This window comes from Citromicrobium bathyomarinum (assembly GCF_038594485.1).
GTDB lineage: Bacteria > Pseudomonadota > Alphaproteobacteria > Sphingomonadales > Sphingomonadaceae > Alteriqipengyuania > Alteriqipengyuania bathyomarina_A.
In genome coordinates this window covers 307,448-322,742 of sequence record NZ_JBCFZG010000004.1, presented here as the reverse complement: position 1 = coordinate 322,742, position 15,295 = coordinate 307,448, and the positions used below count along the sequence as shown (strand labels likewise).

Genomic DNA, 15,295 nt, shown 5'->3' with positions numbered 1-15,295 from the left:
GTTCGGCCGGGCCTGGTGACTGCTAGTCCCCGTGCTTCGATTCGCGGGTCGATTCGACCATGCCTTCGCTGATGAAGCCGATCGGCATCGGTTCCGCCGCGCGTTTCTTCAGCTCGCCGCGCATCTTCTTGTACTCGGCCTCCATCTTCGGGGTGACCGAGGCGCGGCTGTCCTTCAGCGCCTCGGTAAAGTCGGCCATGGTGACCTCCTTCACGTCGGCACCGGCACGGCGCAGCGCGACGAGGCCTGCCCGGCGGACGACGTCTTCCAGATCGGCGCCGGTGAAGCGCTCGGTCTTTTCGGCAATACCCGCCAGGCTGACATCGTCCGCGAGCGGCATATTCGCGACATGAATGCCAAGGATCTGCTCGCGCCCCTTGGCATCGGGCGTGCCGACATAGACCAGCTCGTCGAAACGGCCGGGCCGTAGCAGCGCGGGATCGACCAGCGTGGGGCGATTGGTTGCGCCGATCACCACCACCGACTGGAGTTCTTCCAGCCCGTCCATTTCGGCGAGGATGGTATTGACCACGCGCCCGCTCACCTGCGGCTCCCCGAGCGCATTGCCGCGCGCGGGCACCAGCGAGTCGATCTCGTCGATGAACAGCACACACGGTGAAACGGCACGCGCCCGGCGGAACATCTTGGCGATCTGCTGTTCGCTTTCGCCGTACCATTTGGAAAGAAGGTCAGAGCTCTTCATCGAAATGAAGTTGGCATCCGCTTCCTTGGCAACCGCCTTGGCGAGCAGCGTCTTGCCCGTGCCTGGAGGACCATAGAGCAGGAAGCCCTTGGCCGCACGGATGCCCAGCCGATGGAACGCCTCTCTATTCTTGATCGGCAGCTCGATCCCTTCCTTCAGCTTGTCGATCGCGTCGTCGATGCCGCCGAGATCGCTCCAGCCGACATCGGGCACCTGCACCATGACCTCGCGCATCGCGGAAGGCTGAACGCGCTTGAGCGCGGACAGGAAGTCGTCGCGTCCGACGTGTAGGTTTTCCAGCACTTCGGGCGGGATCGTCTGCGCGTCGAGATCGATCTGCGGCATGATCCGGCGCACCGCGTCGATCGCCGCCTCGCGCGCGAGCGCGGCAATATCCGCGCCGACGAAGCCGTGCGTGACCTTGGCCAGCTCCTTCAGGTCGACCCCTTCGCCAAGCGGCATGCCGCGGGTGTGGATGGCCAGGATCTCTCGCCGGCCGTTTTCGTCGGGCACGCCGATCACGATTTCGCGGTCGAATCGGCCCGGCCGGCGCAGCGCCTCGTCGATCGCGTCGGGGCGATTGGTGGCGGCGATGACCACGATGTTGGTCCGCGATTCGAGCCCGTCCATCAGCGTCAACAGCTGGGCGACAAGCCGCTTCTCTGCCTCGCCCGGTACGCTGTCGCGCTTCGGCGCAATCGAATCGATCTCGTCGATGAAGATGATCGCGGGCGCGGCCTGGCTGGCGCTTTCGAACACCTCGCGCAGGCGCTTTTCCGATTCGCCGTAACCCGAACCCATGATCTCGGGCCCGTTGATAGCGAAGAATTCGGCGTCGCTCTCATTGGCCACCGCCTGCGCCAGCCGCGTCTTGCCGGTTCCGGGCGGGCCGTGCAGCAACACGCCCTTGGGCGGATCGACGCCCAGCCGCGTAAACAGTTCGGGATAGCGCAGCGGCAGCTCCACCATTTCGCGCAGCTGCTGGATGGTCTCCGAAATCCCGCCGACATCGTCGTAGTTGACGACCGAGCGCCCCGCTTTGGGCTCTTCGAAATCCGGCCGCAGCTCGATCTCGGTGTTCTCGTCGATATGGACGATGCCCTTGGGGCTGGTGCTGATGACGCGCAGGCGGATCTGCGTGAGCGCATAGGCGGGCGCGTTGAACATGCGCTGCACTTCGGGCGGCATGTTCTGTACCGGCTGCTGGCCGGTGGTCGCCACCAGATCGCCCGCGGTGATCGGCTTTCTGAAGAAATTTCGCTTGAGCGCCTGTGTCGGCCCCTGAAGGCGCATTTCGCGGCTGGCCGGGGCGAAGACGACCCGCGTAGCCGGGCGTGACTGCGCCACTTCGATGGTCACATGCTCGCCCGATCCGACTTCGGCATTGGCGCGCTGGAGGCCGTCGAGCCGGACGACCGACAGCGCCTGATCTTCGTCGTAGGCCGCCATCGCGATGGCGGCGGTCGCCCGTTTGCCGGAGAGCTGGACGACATCGCCCTCGGTCACGCCGAGCGCCTGCATCGCGCTGCGTGGCAGGCGGGCGAGTCCGCGTCCGCTTTCTTCCTGTCGGGCGGCGGCCACCTGCAGGCGGACGGTCTTTTCCTCGGTCGCGGCTTCGCTGTCGGCCATGTGCTAAATTCTCTCCGGGACATTCGCGTAAAAGAGTTGGCGGCCTAAATAGGTCGCGTCTCGGATTATGGAATGGTCGAGCGCCACCAAGGGTCCGGAAGAGGACCGGGGCGACGATTCTTGCAGGCAAGAAAAAACCCGGCTGGCGAACCAGCCGGGTGTGAAGTTTGGGAGAGGATGCCTAAAAGGCCTCATTGTTGTGCCGCAACATCGATTCGTTCGCAAGTGCGAAAAGAACATTGTGGGTTGCGATTTTTGCAACTCGCAGATTTGTTCCGATTTTGGCCAATGATATCGCTATCATATCCAAGCCCTTTGTGCTGCAGCGCACAATGGATTGGCGGTAGCAGGCGGATGACAATCGCCCCGTAAATCCCTAAACCGGCGCCGATATTCCCTTTTCGACCCGCCGGAGGCCCATGCAGAAACTCTTTCCCGATGCCGCAGCCGCGCTCGAGGGCGTGCTCAGGAACGACATGCTGATCGCGAGCGGGGGGTTCGGCCTGTGCGGCATCCCAGAAAGGCTGCTCGATGCGATTCGCGACAGTGGCGTCACCGGACTCACCTTTGCCAGCAACAACGCCGGGATCGACAACGAAGGGATCGGCAAGCTTCTGCGCACCCGGCAGGTGAAGAAGATGATCAGCAGCTATGTCGGCGAAAACAAGGAATTCGAACGGCAATTCCTCGCCGGCGAGCTCGAAGTCGAATTCTGCCCCCAGGGCACGCTCGCCGAGCGGATGCGCGCCGGCGGTGCGGGCATCCCTGGCTTCTACACCAAGACCGGCGTCGGCACGCAGGTCGCCGAAGGCAAGGAGGTCAAGCAGTTCGACGCGGGCGAAGGCCCGCAGGACTACATCCTCGAACAAGGCATCTTCGCCGACCTCTCGATCGTGAAGGCGTGGAAGGCGGACGAGACGGGCAATGTCGTGTTCCGCAAGACCGCGCGCAATTTCAACGTGCCCGCCGCGACCTGCGGCAAGGTGTGCGTGGTCGAGGTGGAAGAGATCGTGCCTGCAGGTTCGCTCGACCCCGATTGCATCCACCTGCCCGGCGTGTTCGTCCAGCGGATGATCGTGGGCGCCCCCTACGACAAGAAGATCGAGTTCCGCACCGTGCGCGAGGCTGCGTAGACATGCGGATTGCGGGCCCTCTCGCGGTTGGCACTGCAGCGCTTGCCCTCGCAGGGTGCGCCACGCCGGGTGCGCAGATCGAACAGCGGGTGGAGGTGGCAACGCCCGCCGATCCGCTCGACCAGCCAGCACCCGATTCGATGCGCTGGCTTTACGGGTCGGGCGAAGCAGCGGCGGCCTCTATCCAGGCGTACCGCATGCTCGTCGATTATGCGCTGGAGGCCGCCTCCGCGTGGCCCGAAGAATCGGCACCGATGGGGCTACCCGGTGCCGTTGGCGGCGTGGGGACCGCAAGCTGCCGCGATAGCGACGGATCGGCCAAGCCGCCCGCAGTGGTGTTTGATGCCGACGAGACGCTGATCCTGAACCTCGGGTACGAATACTGGGACGCCAGCACTCCCGGCGGATACGATCCGAAGGTATGGAGCGCGTGGGAGCGCGACGGTGCGGCCCATGTCGCCCCGGTGCCCGGGGCAGTGACCGCGCTCAAGCGGCTGCGCGAGGCCGGGATTACGCCGGTGTTCAACACCAATCGCCTCGCGGAAAATGCCCAGGGCACCGTCGCTGCGCTCTCCGCCGCCGGTCTCGGCGATGCGGTCCACGGCGAGACGCTGTTCCTCAAGGGCGACGACGCGACGGGATCGCGCAAGGATGCCCGCCGCGAAACCATCGCCGCGCGCTATTGCGTGCTTGCGCTGGCAGGCGACAATCTCGGCGACTTCGCCGATGTCTTCAACGACGGCGACCGATCCCCGCAGGCACGGCGCGATCTGGCGGGGCGCGGCACCTTCGCGCAGATGTGGGGCAACGGGTGGTTCGTCCTGCCCAACCCCGTCTACGGCGCCTCGATAAAGGGCAATGTGGGCGAAGTCTTCCTGCCGAACGCGCGGTGGAACCCGCCGGAAGAGGCCGAATAGATACTCGACGTCGAAGGAATGCACGGTACGCTGTGAGCGGAAACGGGGAGGTGCGGAGATGAAACGAGCTTTGGCCCTGCTGGCATTGACCGCGCTCGCCCCCGGAATGGGCGGATGCGTTGCCGCAATCCCGATCGCTTCCGCCGCGCTGATGGGCGAGAGTGCATTGTCGGGCAATCGAGCGAAAGACGAGGCTCCGGTTCCCGCGCTTGCTGCGCCGCCGGCCGACATCGCGAATGCAACTCCCACTGTCGCGCCCGAACCAGTCCCATCCAAGCCGGTCGAAGCCAAGCCGGTCGAAGCCAGGTCGAGCGACGCCAGGCCAGCCCAGCTGGTCGAGACGCCGAAGATCGAACCGGCAGCCGGACAAGGTGCGGCGGAACTGCCCGCAACCGTCCCGTCTGCAGCAACTCAGCCGGCGATGGTTTCCACCGATGCCTCCCCGACAGGGCCGACACCAAGCCTTGCATCGGAGACGGCCGCGCAGATCGGTCCGACCGCCGCCGAAACCGTGCCCGACCCGGTTTACGATGGGCTGTTCGCCACGGTCACTCGGATTGCCCAACGCCTGCCAAGCTCGCGAGAGAAGCGCTATTCGGCCATTCTGGGCGATGCAGGCAGCCTCAGGCCCGATCGAACGGAGTGCCGCACCGGCAAGACGGCGGTGCTCGTCGATCTCGATCCGGCGAACGGACTTGCGCCGCTGGTGCAGGACGCCACCGCCAGCGCCAGGCTCAACCGCATCCTCGACGGCTTGCGCGCGCAGGACGTGGCGATCCTGTGGCTGAGCGGGCGTCGGGCGGAAGATGCGGTAGAATTGCGCCAGGCCCTGACACACAGCGGGCTGGACCCGACGCGCGTCGATCCGCTTTATCTCGTGCGTTTCATCAACGAGTCCAAGTCGACCCGTCGTGCCGATGCAGCGCAAGATTTCTGCGTAGTTGCCGTAATGGGCGACGCATGGCAGGATTTCGATCCACTTTTCACGGATGCCGAGGAACCTACCGCCACTGCCGCATTCAGTGCGCTGATCGGAGACGCCTGGTTCCTCGCCCCTCCCCCCCTCGATCCCAAAGGTTGAACAATGGCAGACAACACCAAAGGCTGGACGCGCGACGAAATGGCTGCGCGCGCCGCACGTGAGCTGGAAGACGGCTACTACGTCAATCTCGGCATCGGCATTCCAACGCTGGTCGCCAACCACATCCCCGAAGGGATGCACGTGACATTGCAAAGCGAGAACGGGATGCTCGGCATCGGGCCGTTCCCACTCGAAGGCGAGGAAGACGCAGACCTGATCAACGCGGGCAAGCAGACCATCAGCGAACTCGAACACAGCGCCTATTTCGACAGCGCCACCAGCTTCGGCATGATCCGCGGCGGGCATATCGACCTGACCGTGCTCGGCGCGATGGAAGTTGCGGAAAACGGCGACATCGCCAACTGGATGATCCCCGGCAAGATGATCAAGGGCATGGGCGGCGCGATGGATCTGGTCGCGGGCGTGAAGAAGATCATCGTGGTGATGGACCACACCAGCAAGCACGGCGACCCGAAGTTCATTCCCGAATGCTCGCTGCCGCTGACCGGGACCAACGTGGTCGACATGATCATTACCAATCTCGGGGTGTTCCAGCGGCCCGATCATGACAGTGCCTTCCGCCTGATCGAACTCGCGCCGGGCGTTACCGAGGAGACAATCGCCAACAGCACCAGCGCGAATTACGAGGTCGCGCTCGCGACCGCATGAAGAAGCGGGTGGCTGCCTCTATCGCGATCGCGCTCCTGCTGGTGTTCGCCGGCTTTATCGCCTTCACATCGCCGCCCAAGCTTCTGTCGGTCGTCGATGGCCTTGCCGGAGGCGGTTCGGGCACACAGCGTGCGGGGACCGGCGTCGCGTTCGGCAAGCATGGTCAGACGCTCGACGTATGGAGACCTGCCGAGCATTCGGACAGGCCGCGCCCGGTAATCGTGTTCTTTCACGGGGGAGGCTGGGTGAAGGGCGATCGCGACGCATACGCATTTGTCGGCCGCGCCTTTGCCAGCCGCGGCTACACCGTCGTGATACCGGACTATCGCAAGGTGCCCGACGTCCGCTTCCCCGCTTTCATCGAGGATGGAGCCGAGGCTGTCCGCTGGACGCGCGAGAACATCGCGCAATTCGGCGGCGATCCCGATCGGATCGCTCTTGCAGGCCATTCCGCCGGAGCGCACACCGCCGTCACCCTGGCGCTCGATCCTCGCTGGCTGACCGCAGCGGGTGTGGAACCCGGCGCGGTCAAGGCGGTCATAGGGCTGTCCGGCCCGTACGACTTCTATCCCTTCGACAAGAAGCGTTCGATCGACGCGATGTCGCAATGGCCCGAGCCGCGCGACACGCAGCCGATCGCCCTCGCGCACGCAGACGCACCGCCGATGCTGCTGGTCACTTCGAGCAAGGATACCGTGGTTCGCCCGTATAATACGGAGAATCTGACGGCAAAGCTGCGCGAACTGGGCGCACCCGTCGAGTCAGAGAACTACGAAGGTCTCAGGCACGAGGAAGTGGTTATGGCGCTCTCCAAAGCGTTTCGGGGCAAGGCACCGGTGCTCGATCGCAGCGTGACCTTCCTGAAGCGGGCGATGTGATCCTCCCCGCTTGACCTGCGGGCAGAGGTGCCGCAGCGACGCTGCCATGTGGTTCGATAAACCTCGCAATCCGGCTGCGCCCCTCGCGGGGCTCAAGGTGCTCGAACTTGCCCGCATCCTCGCAGGGCCGTGGGCCGGGCAGACACTCGCCGATCTGGGCGCGGATGTCATCAAGGTCGAGGCGCCCGAGGGCGACGGCACCCGACTGTGGGGGCCGCCCTTCGTGGAACGTGACGATGGCGCGCGCGAGGCGGCCTATTACCACGGCTGCAACCGCGGGAAGCGGAGCATCACTGCCGATTTCAGGAACGCAGACGATCTGGCGAAGGTGCGCAATCTATCGGCGCAGGCCGACGTGGTCATCGAAAATTTCCTGCCCGGTAAGCTCACGAAGTTCGGGCTCGATTATGCCAGCCTGTCGCAGGACAATCCCGGCCTCGTCTATTGCTCGATCAGCGGCTTCGGGCAGGACGGGCCCCGGCGCGACGAGCCAGGCTACGACTTTGTGGTGCAGGCGATGAGCGGATTCATGGCGCTGACCGGCGAACCCAATGGCGAGCCGATGAAGCACGCAATGTCGATATCCGACCTGTTCTGCGGGCTTTATTCGACCATCGCGATCCAGGCCGCACTGGCGATGCGTGCACGGACCGGAACCGGGCAGCATGTCGACATGGCACTGTACGATTGCTCGGTCGCGCTGCTCGCGCATCAGGCGCAGAGCTTTTTCACCACGGGCCAGAACCCGCCGCGCATGGGCAACATGCACGCGCAGGTGAGCGCCTATGGCGTGTTTCCGACGAAGGACGGGCCGGTCGTGCTCGCGCCTGCAAACGACCGCTTGTTCCGCAAGTTGCTCGAGGTGTTCGAACGCCATGACCTGCTGGGTGACGAACGCTTCGCCACGAACGAGGCGCGGATTGCCAATCGAAGCGAGATCGACGGGATCATTGCCGCCGAGACCGCGCAGTGGGATCGCGAAGCGCTGCTTGCGGCGTGCCGAGAGGCCGGCGTGCCAGCGGGGCCGATCTACGAGGTATCCGAAGTCTTCGAGGAACCTCAGGTGCAGGCGCGCGGAATGACTTTCCCGATGGCGGACGGACTCACGGGTCTGCGTAGCCCGTTCAAGTTCTCCGACGCCGAACTGGCGCTAGGCGAACCCTCGCCCAAGCTCGGGCAGGATGACTAGCGCAGGATCGGCCCGAACCGCCCGCGCGCCAAGCCGCGCCACAGCCACTCGAACGGTCCCTGCCGGAAGCGCGCGAGCCACGGCTGCGACCAGGCCATCATCAGGGCGATCGGTATCAGTGCCGTCGCGAGCGCTCCGCTGCGTGACAAGGTGCCGAACAGCACCAGCCCCCAGGAGTAGAACAGAAGCGCGAAGACCACGCTGCTCAGCAGGTAGTTGGTGAGCGACAACCGCCCCGCTGCCGCAAGAACACGGCGCAGGGCGCTATCGCGCTCCGCGAAGAATGCCATCGCCAGCGCCGCATAGCCCACCCCCAGCATCAGATCGAACGGTAGCGACCAGAACAGCGCAACCGGGCCAACCATCGCTCCGGTAAAACCCGCCCCCCAATCCAGCGCCATCAGAGCGACGAGCGGCGGCAGCGCGATCAGCGCCATTTTCCACGCCAGCGCAATGCATCTGGCGCGCGGCCATTCGCCCTTAAGCAACCCGTTGCGCCACAGTGCCGCGCCTACAAGCATGGTGCCCAGCGCAGACGGGATGCCGGGTATCTGCGTTTCCAGCGCGGCACCGAAGCCGTAGATCCGTCGGGGTAGCCGCTCACCAAAGCTCTCCATCCCGATAGCCCGCGCATAATCGAGCGCCGCCGGATCGCTGCCGAATATCTGCGCAGGCATCAGCGCCAGCGTGCTGCCCGGTTCGGCCGTCAGCCACTGGTATGCGATGACGGAGCCCGCCAGCGCGTGGATCGCCATCAAAATACCTCCCGCGATCAGCAGCTTGCGCGCATCCAGCCGCAGGAACAGCGGCACGAACAGCCCCGCCATTGCGTAGAGCCGCAGGACGTCATTGTTCGCGAGCAAGACCGCGTGGGCGGCGCCGATGGCAAAGAGCACGAGCATCCGGAACACGTGACTGCGTATCGGGTGCGCGTCCCCGCCGTCACTCGCCCGCTCGATCAGGATGGCGACTCCTGCGCCGAACAGCATCGCGAAAAGGCTGCGGAACTTGTCCTCGACAAGCACGAAGCTCAGCCCCCAGACGATCCAGTCGAGCGGCCCTTCGCCGCCTGCCGCCGCAGGATTGAAATAGGCGGCGGGCGGCAGCGCGTAGATGTAGACGTTCATCAGCGCGATGCCCGCGACGGCAATCCCGCGCAGCGCATCGAGCGCGGCGACCCGCTCGCGCGAAGCGAAGGGGCCCCGCACCTCCGATGTTGTCAGCGGAGTGCCGGGCCTGTTCATTCCTGCGCGTGGGCGGCTTACTTGCCGACCGCTGCCTTCAGGTCTTCGACCAGATCGGTCCGCTCCCACGGGAAGAAGTCACCCTCTGCCGGGCGGCCGAAGTGCCCGTAGGCGGCCGAGCGACGATAGATCGGCTTGTTGAGGCCCAGATGCGTGCGGATGCCGCGCGGAGTCAGTCCGCCGAGCTTGTTCATGCCCCGGATCGCGTCTTCGAGTGCTTCTTCGGATACCGTGCCGGTGCCATGCAGGTCGACATAGACCGACAGCGGCTCGCTGACGCCGATCGCGTAGGACAGCTGAATGGTGCAGCGCGTGGCGAGACCTGCCGCGACCACGTTCTTTGCGAGGTAGCGGGTGATGTAGGCAGCCGAGCGGTCGACCTTGGTGGGGTCCTTGCCGCTGAATGCACCGCCGCCATGCGGGGCCGCACCGCCATAGGTGTCGACGATGATCTTGCGTCCGGTCAGTCCGGCGTCACCATCGGGCCCACCGATCTCGAAAGCGCCGGTCGGGTTGATGTGCCACACGGTATCGCCATCGATCAGGCCATTGGGCAGCACGTCGGCCACCGCCTTTTTCACATAGGCCTTCAGCTGGGCTTCCTTGTCGCCTTCGTGATATCCCTTGGCGTGCTGGGTCGAAACGACGATCGCCACAGCCTTCACCGGCTTGCCGTTCTCGTAACGCAGCGTGACCTGGCTCTTCGCATCGGGTTCGAGGAACGGCGCCGCACCGGACTTGCGGTCGTCGGCCAATCGCTGGAGGATCTTGTGGCTGTAATCGAGCGTCGCAGGCATCAGGTCGGGCGTCTCGTCGCAGGCATAGCCGAACATGATGCCCTGGTCGCCCGCGCCCTCGTCCTTGTTCGAACCACCGGTGCCCGCGTCGACGCCTTGCGCGATTTCGCTCGACTGGCCGTGCAGATGGTTTTCGAAGGTCAGCGTTTCCCAGTGGAAGCCGCTCTGTTCGTAACCGATTTCCTTGACCGTCTCGCGCACGACGCGCTCGATTTCTTCGGCGGCGCCGGGCTTCCATTCGCCATTGTCGTACATCGGCGCGCAACGGATTTCGCCCGCCAGGATGACGCGCTGGGTGGTGGTCAGCGTTTCACAGGCAACGCGCGATTCGGGGTCCTTGCTCAGCATCAGGTCGACGATGGCATCCGAAATCTGGTCGGAAACCTTGTCCGGATGACCCTCGGAAACGCTTTCAGAGGTGAAAATATAGCTGCTGCGCATGGATCGATCTTACCTGATATAAAGAATTCTTTATGTCTGCATGAGCGCCCTAATGGGCGCGTCGGCGCTTGACAACCAACGACCCGCCCAAGAGCAAGATTGCCCAGACGAGTGCCAGCCAGTTGCCCAGAATCGCGAAGGGCGTAGGCGATCTGGCGGGTGGAACCTTACCATCGAGACGCCCCTGTTTGCTCATCCCAAGCTGCTGCCGGACGACGCCGCGCGCGTCGATGACGCCGCTGATGCCGGTCGTGGTGGCGCGTAAAACGGGAAGCCCTTCCTCGATCGCACGCATGCGCGCCTGCGCGAAATGCTGTGGCGGGCCGGTCGGGCCGAACCAGCCATCGATCGATGGATTGACGATGTAGTCGGGCCGGTCGGAGCGATCGACCACCTGCCCGGAAAAGATGATTTCGTAGCAGATCTGCATGCCCGCACGGCCATGCGTTCCCAGGTCTATGGTCTTAGGCCCCGATCCGGGCCAGAAATCGATCGAGCCCGCTACGAGCCGCGACAGGCCAAGCGGCTCGAGCCAGCTGCGCAGCGGGAGGTATTCGCCATAGGGCACCAGATGCGCCTTGCGATACCCGCCGACGATGGCGCCCTCGTCGTCGACCACGGTGACAACGTTGTAAGCCGCCACTGCACGATCGCCTTCGACCTCCAGATCGATCGTGCCGGTGAGGAGCAGGCTGTCCTCACCGATGACGCGGGCGATCCGCTTGCGCGCGAAGACGGGATCGCGCCCTGCAGTGGTCGCCGCATAGTATCGCTGCGGATAGCCTTCGCGCAGATAGTCGGGGAGCACACCCTCGGGCCACAGCACCAGTCGTGGTTCGGTCTGGGTGTCGGATCGGGTGCTCAGCGCGGACAGCGTCAGGAAGCCGGGTTCGTACTGGCGCGGATCGTTGAGCGTTTCCTGGTCCAGATCGGGCTGGACGAGCGTGTAATCGAGCGTACCCTCCCGCCCCGCACCCACGGGCCAGTACATGCCGGCGATCAGCAGGATGCTCACCAGCGCCACGCGCAACCACTCGCGCCGCAGCGCGAGATCGGCCACCGCAACCGCCAGCAGGACGGCGAGGCCCGATAGCGCGTAGGTCCCTGTGAAAGGCAGAAGGGCGGCGAAACCCGGCCTATCGAACGGGCCGAGCAGCGTCAGACTGAACGGACCCCAGGCATAGCCGGTGAACAGCGTCGCGCGCAGGTACTCCGCGACGATCCAGCATCCCCCCAGCGCCAGCGCGTAGACCAGAGTGCTGCGTCCGCGCGCGAGGCGGTAGGCGAGCATGAAAGCGAGCGCGGGATACAGCGCGAGGTACACCGACAACAGAGGGACAGCGGCCCATCCGATCGCGGCGGGCATCTGGTTCTGATGGGTGAACGCGGTCGCGATCCACAGGTTGGTGACGATGAAATGCGCCAGTCCGAACAGCCAGCCGCGGAACAGCGCGCTGCGCATCGATCCGGCGAACCGAAGCAGGATTGCCGCGCCGCCCAGCGCAAGGATCGCGAGCGGCCACAGGTGAAATGGCGGAAAGCCGAGCGCGGACAGCGCGCCCAGCACCAGGAGGGTCACTCGTGGATGGGCCTGGGCCGTACTAAGTGCGCGATTCAGCAAGGGCGCACTCTCCTCGGCCATGCAGCCTCGATCGGGCTATGGAGCGTTTGCCGGATATCAGCCACGCGAGATCGAGCCCGAGCGTTTGCCTGAGCGCGATCAGCCGACCGCGCTCAGTGCCTCGTCACCGTCGTCTTCGGCGGGCTTGCGAGTCCGCCGGCGCGGCTTCGCGGGCTTGCTCTTCGCATCGTCACCTGCCGTCGCCGCAGCGATCGCGGGGGGCAGCACGGCCGCATCGATCTCGCCCTCCTCGTTATCGCCGTCGTCTTCGCTGCGATTACGGGCATTGCCCCGGCGCGAACCGCCACTGCGCTTGCGCAAGAACGGGTTTTCGTCGGTATCGGAGCCATCGCTGTCGTTGCTGTCGTCGTCGTCCGACGAATCATCGCCATCCGAGGATTCGCGCTCCGATCCGCGCTGCCGCTCGCCACGGTTGGACCGCTTGGCCTTGGGCTTGGACTTGTTGCGGCGATCTTCCTCGCCGTCCTCGTCGTCCGAATCGTCGTTTGCGCGGTCGCGATCATTGTCGCGCTTGGAGCGTTGCTCGTCCTGGCGCGCCTTGTTGTCGGCGATGACGCGGAAATAGTGGTCGGCGAACTGCAGGTAGTATTCCGCCTGCACGCGGTCGCCATTGTGCTGCGCGTCCTGCGCCAGCTTCTTGTACTTGTCGAGCAGCTGGGGGGCATTGCCCCGTGCGCGGCTGTCGATCCGGTTGGAGTTGTTGCCGCCCCCGCCCTGATTGCGATTGCCGCGGCCGCGCCGACGGTTGTTGTTACGATTGCTGTTGTTGTTCAAGGAATTCTCTTCCCTCGTGGTCGGGTCTAACGTCGCGGTATTGCGGCAAAGCAATGTGCCCGCGTGGCCCACCTGTCCTTAAGCATGATCTTCGATCTCTTTCCGATCGCAGTCCCTGTCCGGGCCCGGTCTACTCGCAGATTTCGGATCGCGACCCCGCTGGAAACCTCTGTTTCTTGCTGGGACTTGACGAGACTTACCGGTTGGCCGGCACTTTGCCAACCCCTTGTCAAAAGCTTTGCGAAACAATCGCCGCGCGTGGCCTGTTTGCAAGATCATTGCAGAAACGCGCGCTAAAGCTTTGATTTCGGGCGATTGCGCCGACCGCATCTTGCTGCGTCGCGCCGATTTCGAAGATGGCGATGCCGCCGTCTGTTAACAAGTGCCCGATCTGGGGCACCAGTATCCGATAGTCGTCGAGCCCCTCGGGCCCTGCGAACAGCGCCGAGGCGGGCTCGTGCTCGCGCACCTGCGGCTCCAGCGGCGCGTCGTCTTCGACATAGGGCGGGTTGCAGAGGATCAGGTCGAAAGTGCCCAGATCGCGCCCCCACCCATCCCTGCGCCAGCTGCGCCGCACGAAACGGCACCGGTCGGCCAGGCCCAGCTTCGTCGCGTTGCACTGCGCGACCCGCAGCGCGGGCATCGAGGCATCCAGCCCGATCCCCTCCGCCTCAGGCCACAGCGACAGCGCGGCAAGCAGCAACGCACCCGATCCGGTGCCCAGGTCGAGGATTCGCGCGGGAGCTGCGCCTTTCCCGAAATGCTCGCGCGCCGCCTCGATCAGCGTCTCGCTATCCCCCCGCGGGATCAGCACGGCGGGCGAGACCTGCAGGTCGAGCCCGTAGAACTCCGCGCTGCCGGTGATGTACGCGACCGGCTCGTGTGACAGCCGCCGGGCGACCAGCGCTTCGAAATTCTCGGGCGCGGGATCGCGCATCGCCCGCAGCAGCATGTCCGAGCGCGAGAGGCCCAGCGCATGCGCCATCAGCAGTTCGGCATCGAGCCGCGCGGTGTCGCTGGCGGGGGCGAGGGTTTCGGCTGCCTCGCGAATAGCCTCGCCAACACTGGAGGGCGCTTCACTCATTCATCGCGGCGAGGCGCTTGGCTTCGTCCTCGGCGATCAGCGCGTCAACCAGTTCGCCAAGCCCCGGCCCGGCGATGATCTCGGGCAGCTTGTGCAGCGTCAGCCCGATCCGGTGGTCGGTGACGCGGCCCTGCGGGAAGTTATAGGTGCGGATGCGTTCTGAGCGGTCGCCGCTGCCGACCATCGCCTTGCGTGCCTCGGCCTCCGCCCCCTGCGCGGCGTCGCGCTGCTGTTCGTAGAGGCGCGCGCGCAGCACCTGCATCGCCTGCTCGCGGTTCTTGTGCTGGCTGCGCCCGTCCTGGCAGGTGACCACCAGCCCGGTGGGCAGGTGCGTGATGCGGATCGCCGAATCGGTCGTGTTGACGTGCTGCCCGCCTGCGCCCGACGCGCGGTAGGTATCGATCTTGAGGTCGCCTGCGTCGATCTGCACATCGACCTCGTCCGGTTCGGGCAGCACCGCGACGGTCGCCGCCGAGGTGTGGATGCGCCCGCCGCTCTCTGTCTCGGGCACGCGCTGCACGCGGTGCACGCCGCTTTCGAACTTCAATTTTGCGAACACGCCCTGCCCGCGCACGTTGGCGACGATTTCCTTGAAACCGCCGACGTCGCTCGCGCTCATGCTGACCGGCTCCACCTTCCAGCCCTGCTCGCCCGCGAAGCGTTCGTACATGCGGTAGAGATCGCCCGCGAACAGCGCCGCCTCGTCGCCGCCGGTGCCCGCGCGAATTTCGAGCATCGCAGGCTTGGCATCGGCGCTGTCGCGCGGGAGCATCGCGATGGCGAGCTGCTGTTCGAGCTCGGGAATGCGCTGGTTGAGCGCCTCCAGCTCCTCTTCGGCCATGCCGCGCATCTCGGGGTCGGCAAGCATCTCTTGCAGCCCGGCGACTTCCTCGCGCGCGGCCTTCAGCTCCAGCGCGAGCTTCGCGACCGGCTCGAGCTCGGCATAATCGCGGCTCGCCTGGACGAACTCCTCGCCCTCGAGCTGGCCGCTGGCCATCCGCGCCTCGATTTCTGCGAAGCGGTTGGCGATCTGGTCGAGGCGTTCGGGAGGGATGGTCATTGCGGTCGTTCCGAGGGGCATTTGGGTGACACAGGGCGACACGGTGTCACCCAG

13 protein-coding genes are annotated in these 15,295 nt (G+C 65.2%); 6 read left to right on the top strand and 7 right to left on the bottom strand.

What is annotated here, in order from left to right:
- Positions 1-22: 22 nt before the first annotated feature.
- Positions 23-2,332, bottom strand: a complete 2,310-nt coding sequence (locus tag AAG591_RS07225; protein ID WP_342530426.1) for a CDC48 family AAA ATPase — start codon at positions 2,330-2,332, stop codon at positions 23-25.
- 419 nt (positions 2,333-2,751) lie between these two features.
- Here AAG591_RS07225 and AAG591_RS07220 point away from each other — a divergent pair, with 419 nt between their 5' ends.
- From AAG591_RS07220 to AAG591_RS07195, 6 genes are read left to right on the top strand one after another with little or no spacing between them, the layout of a single operon-like run.
- Positions 2,752-3,465: a CoA transferase subunit A gene (locus tag AAG591_RS07220; RefSeq protein WP_342530424.1), complete on the top strand. Its 714-nt coding sequence runs from the start codon at positions 2,752-2,754 to the stop codon at positions 3,463-3,465.
- A gap of 2 nt (positions 3,466-3,467) precedes the next feature.
- Entirely contained in the window at positions 3,468-4,382 is a 915-nt protein-coding gene (locus AAG591_RS07215) for a 5'-nucleotidase, lipoprotein e(P4) family (RefSeq protein WP_342530423.1), read from the top strand.
- Between the two features lie 58 nt (positions 4,383-4,440).
- Entirely contained in the window at positions 4,441-5,463 is a 1,023-nt protein-coding gene (locus AAG591_RS07210; RefSeq protein WP_342530421.1) for a hypothetical protein, read from the top strand.
- 3 nt (positions 5,464-5,466) lie between these two features.
- Complete coding sequence (locus AAG591_RS07205; protein WP_342530420.1) at positions 5,467-6,132, top strand: 3-oxoacid CoA-transferase subunit B; 666 nt, start codon at positions 5,467-5,469, stop codon at positions 6,130-6,132.
- Positions 6,129-7,010 carry an alpha/beta hydrolase gene (locus AAG591_RS07200; protein WP_342530419.1) on the top strand — a complete coding sequence of 294 codons (882 nt, stop codon included), beginning with the start codon at positions 6,129-6,131 and terminating at the stop codon, positions 7,008-7,010. The genes AAG591_RS07205 and AAG591_RS07200 overlap by 4 nt, the downstream gene beginning before the upstream one ends.
- 46 nt (positions 7,011-7,056) lie before the next feature.
- The gene (locus AAG591_RS07195; RefSeq protein WP_342530418.1) at positions 7,057-8,199 is read left to right on the top strand and encodes a CaiB/BaiF CoA transferase family protein; all 1,143 of its coding nucleotides are present in this window, start codon (positions 7,057-7,059) and stop codon (positions 8,197-8,199) included.
- On the opposite strand, the gene AAG591_RS07190 is transcribed toward AAG591_RS07195, so the two are convergent.
- The 6 genes from AAG591_RS07190 to prfA form a co-directional block, all read right to left on the bottom strand.
- Positions 8,196-9,407, bottom strand: coding sequence for a DUF418 domain-containing protein (locus tag AAG591_RS07190; protein WP_342530417.1), 1,212 nt, complete (start codon positions 9,405-9,407; stop codon positions 8,196-8,198). The two genes, AAG591_RS07195 and AAG591_RS07190, sit on opposite strands and share 4 nt — an antisense overlap.
- A gap of 53 nt (positions 9,408-9,460) precedes the next feature.
- Complete coding sequence (gene metK / locus AAG591_RS07185) at positions 9,461-10,681, bottom strand: methionine adenosyltransferase (RefSeq protein ID WP_342530416.1); 1,221 nt, start codon at positions 10,679-10,681, stop codon at positions 9,461-9,463.
- Positions 10,682-10,730: 49 nt separating this feature from the next.
- Complete coding sequence (gene lnt, locus AAG591_RS07180) at positions 10,731-12,323, bottom strand: apolipoprotein N-acyltransferase (RefSeq protein WP_425341642.1); 1,593 nt, start codon at positions 12,321-12,323, stop codon at positions 10,731-10,733.
- A 78-nt stretch (positions 12,324-12,401) separates the two neighbouring features.
- Complete coding sequence (locus AAG591_RS07175; protein WP_342530413.1) at positions 12,402-13,097, bottom strand: DUF4167 domain-containing protein; 696 nt, start codon at positions 13,095-13,097, stop codon at positions 12,402-12,404.
- Positions 13,098-13,326: 229 nt separating this feature from the next.
- Positions 13,327-14,181, bottom strand: a complete 855-nt coding sequence (gene prmC / locus AAG591_RS07170) for a peptide chain release factor N(5)-glutamine methyltransferase (RefSeq protein ID WP_342530411.1) — start codon at positions 14,179-14,181, stop codon at positions 13,327-13,329.
- On the bottom strand, positions 14,174-15,241 hold the full coding sequence (prfA, locus tag AAG591_RS07165) for a peptide chain release factor 1 (RefSeq protein ID WP_342530410.1): 1,068 nt from the start codon (positions 15,239-15,241) through the stop codon (positions 14,174-14,176). Before prfA ends, prmC begins: the two co-directional genes overlap by 8 nt.
- Between the last annotated feature and the right edge of the window lie 54 nt (positions 15,242-15,295).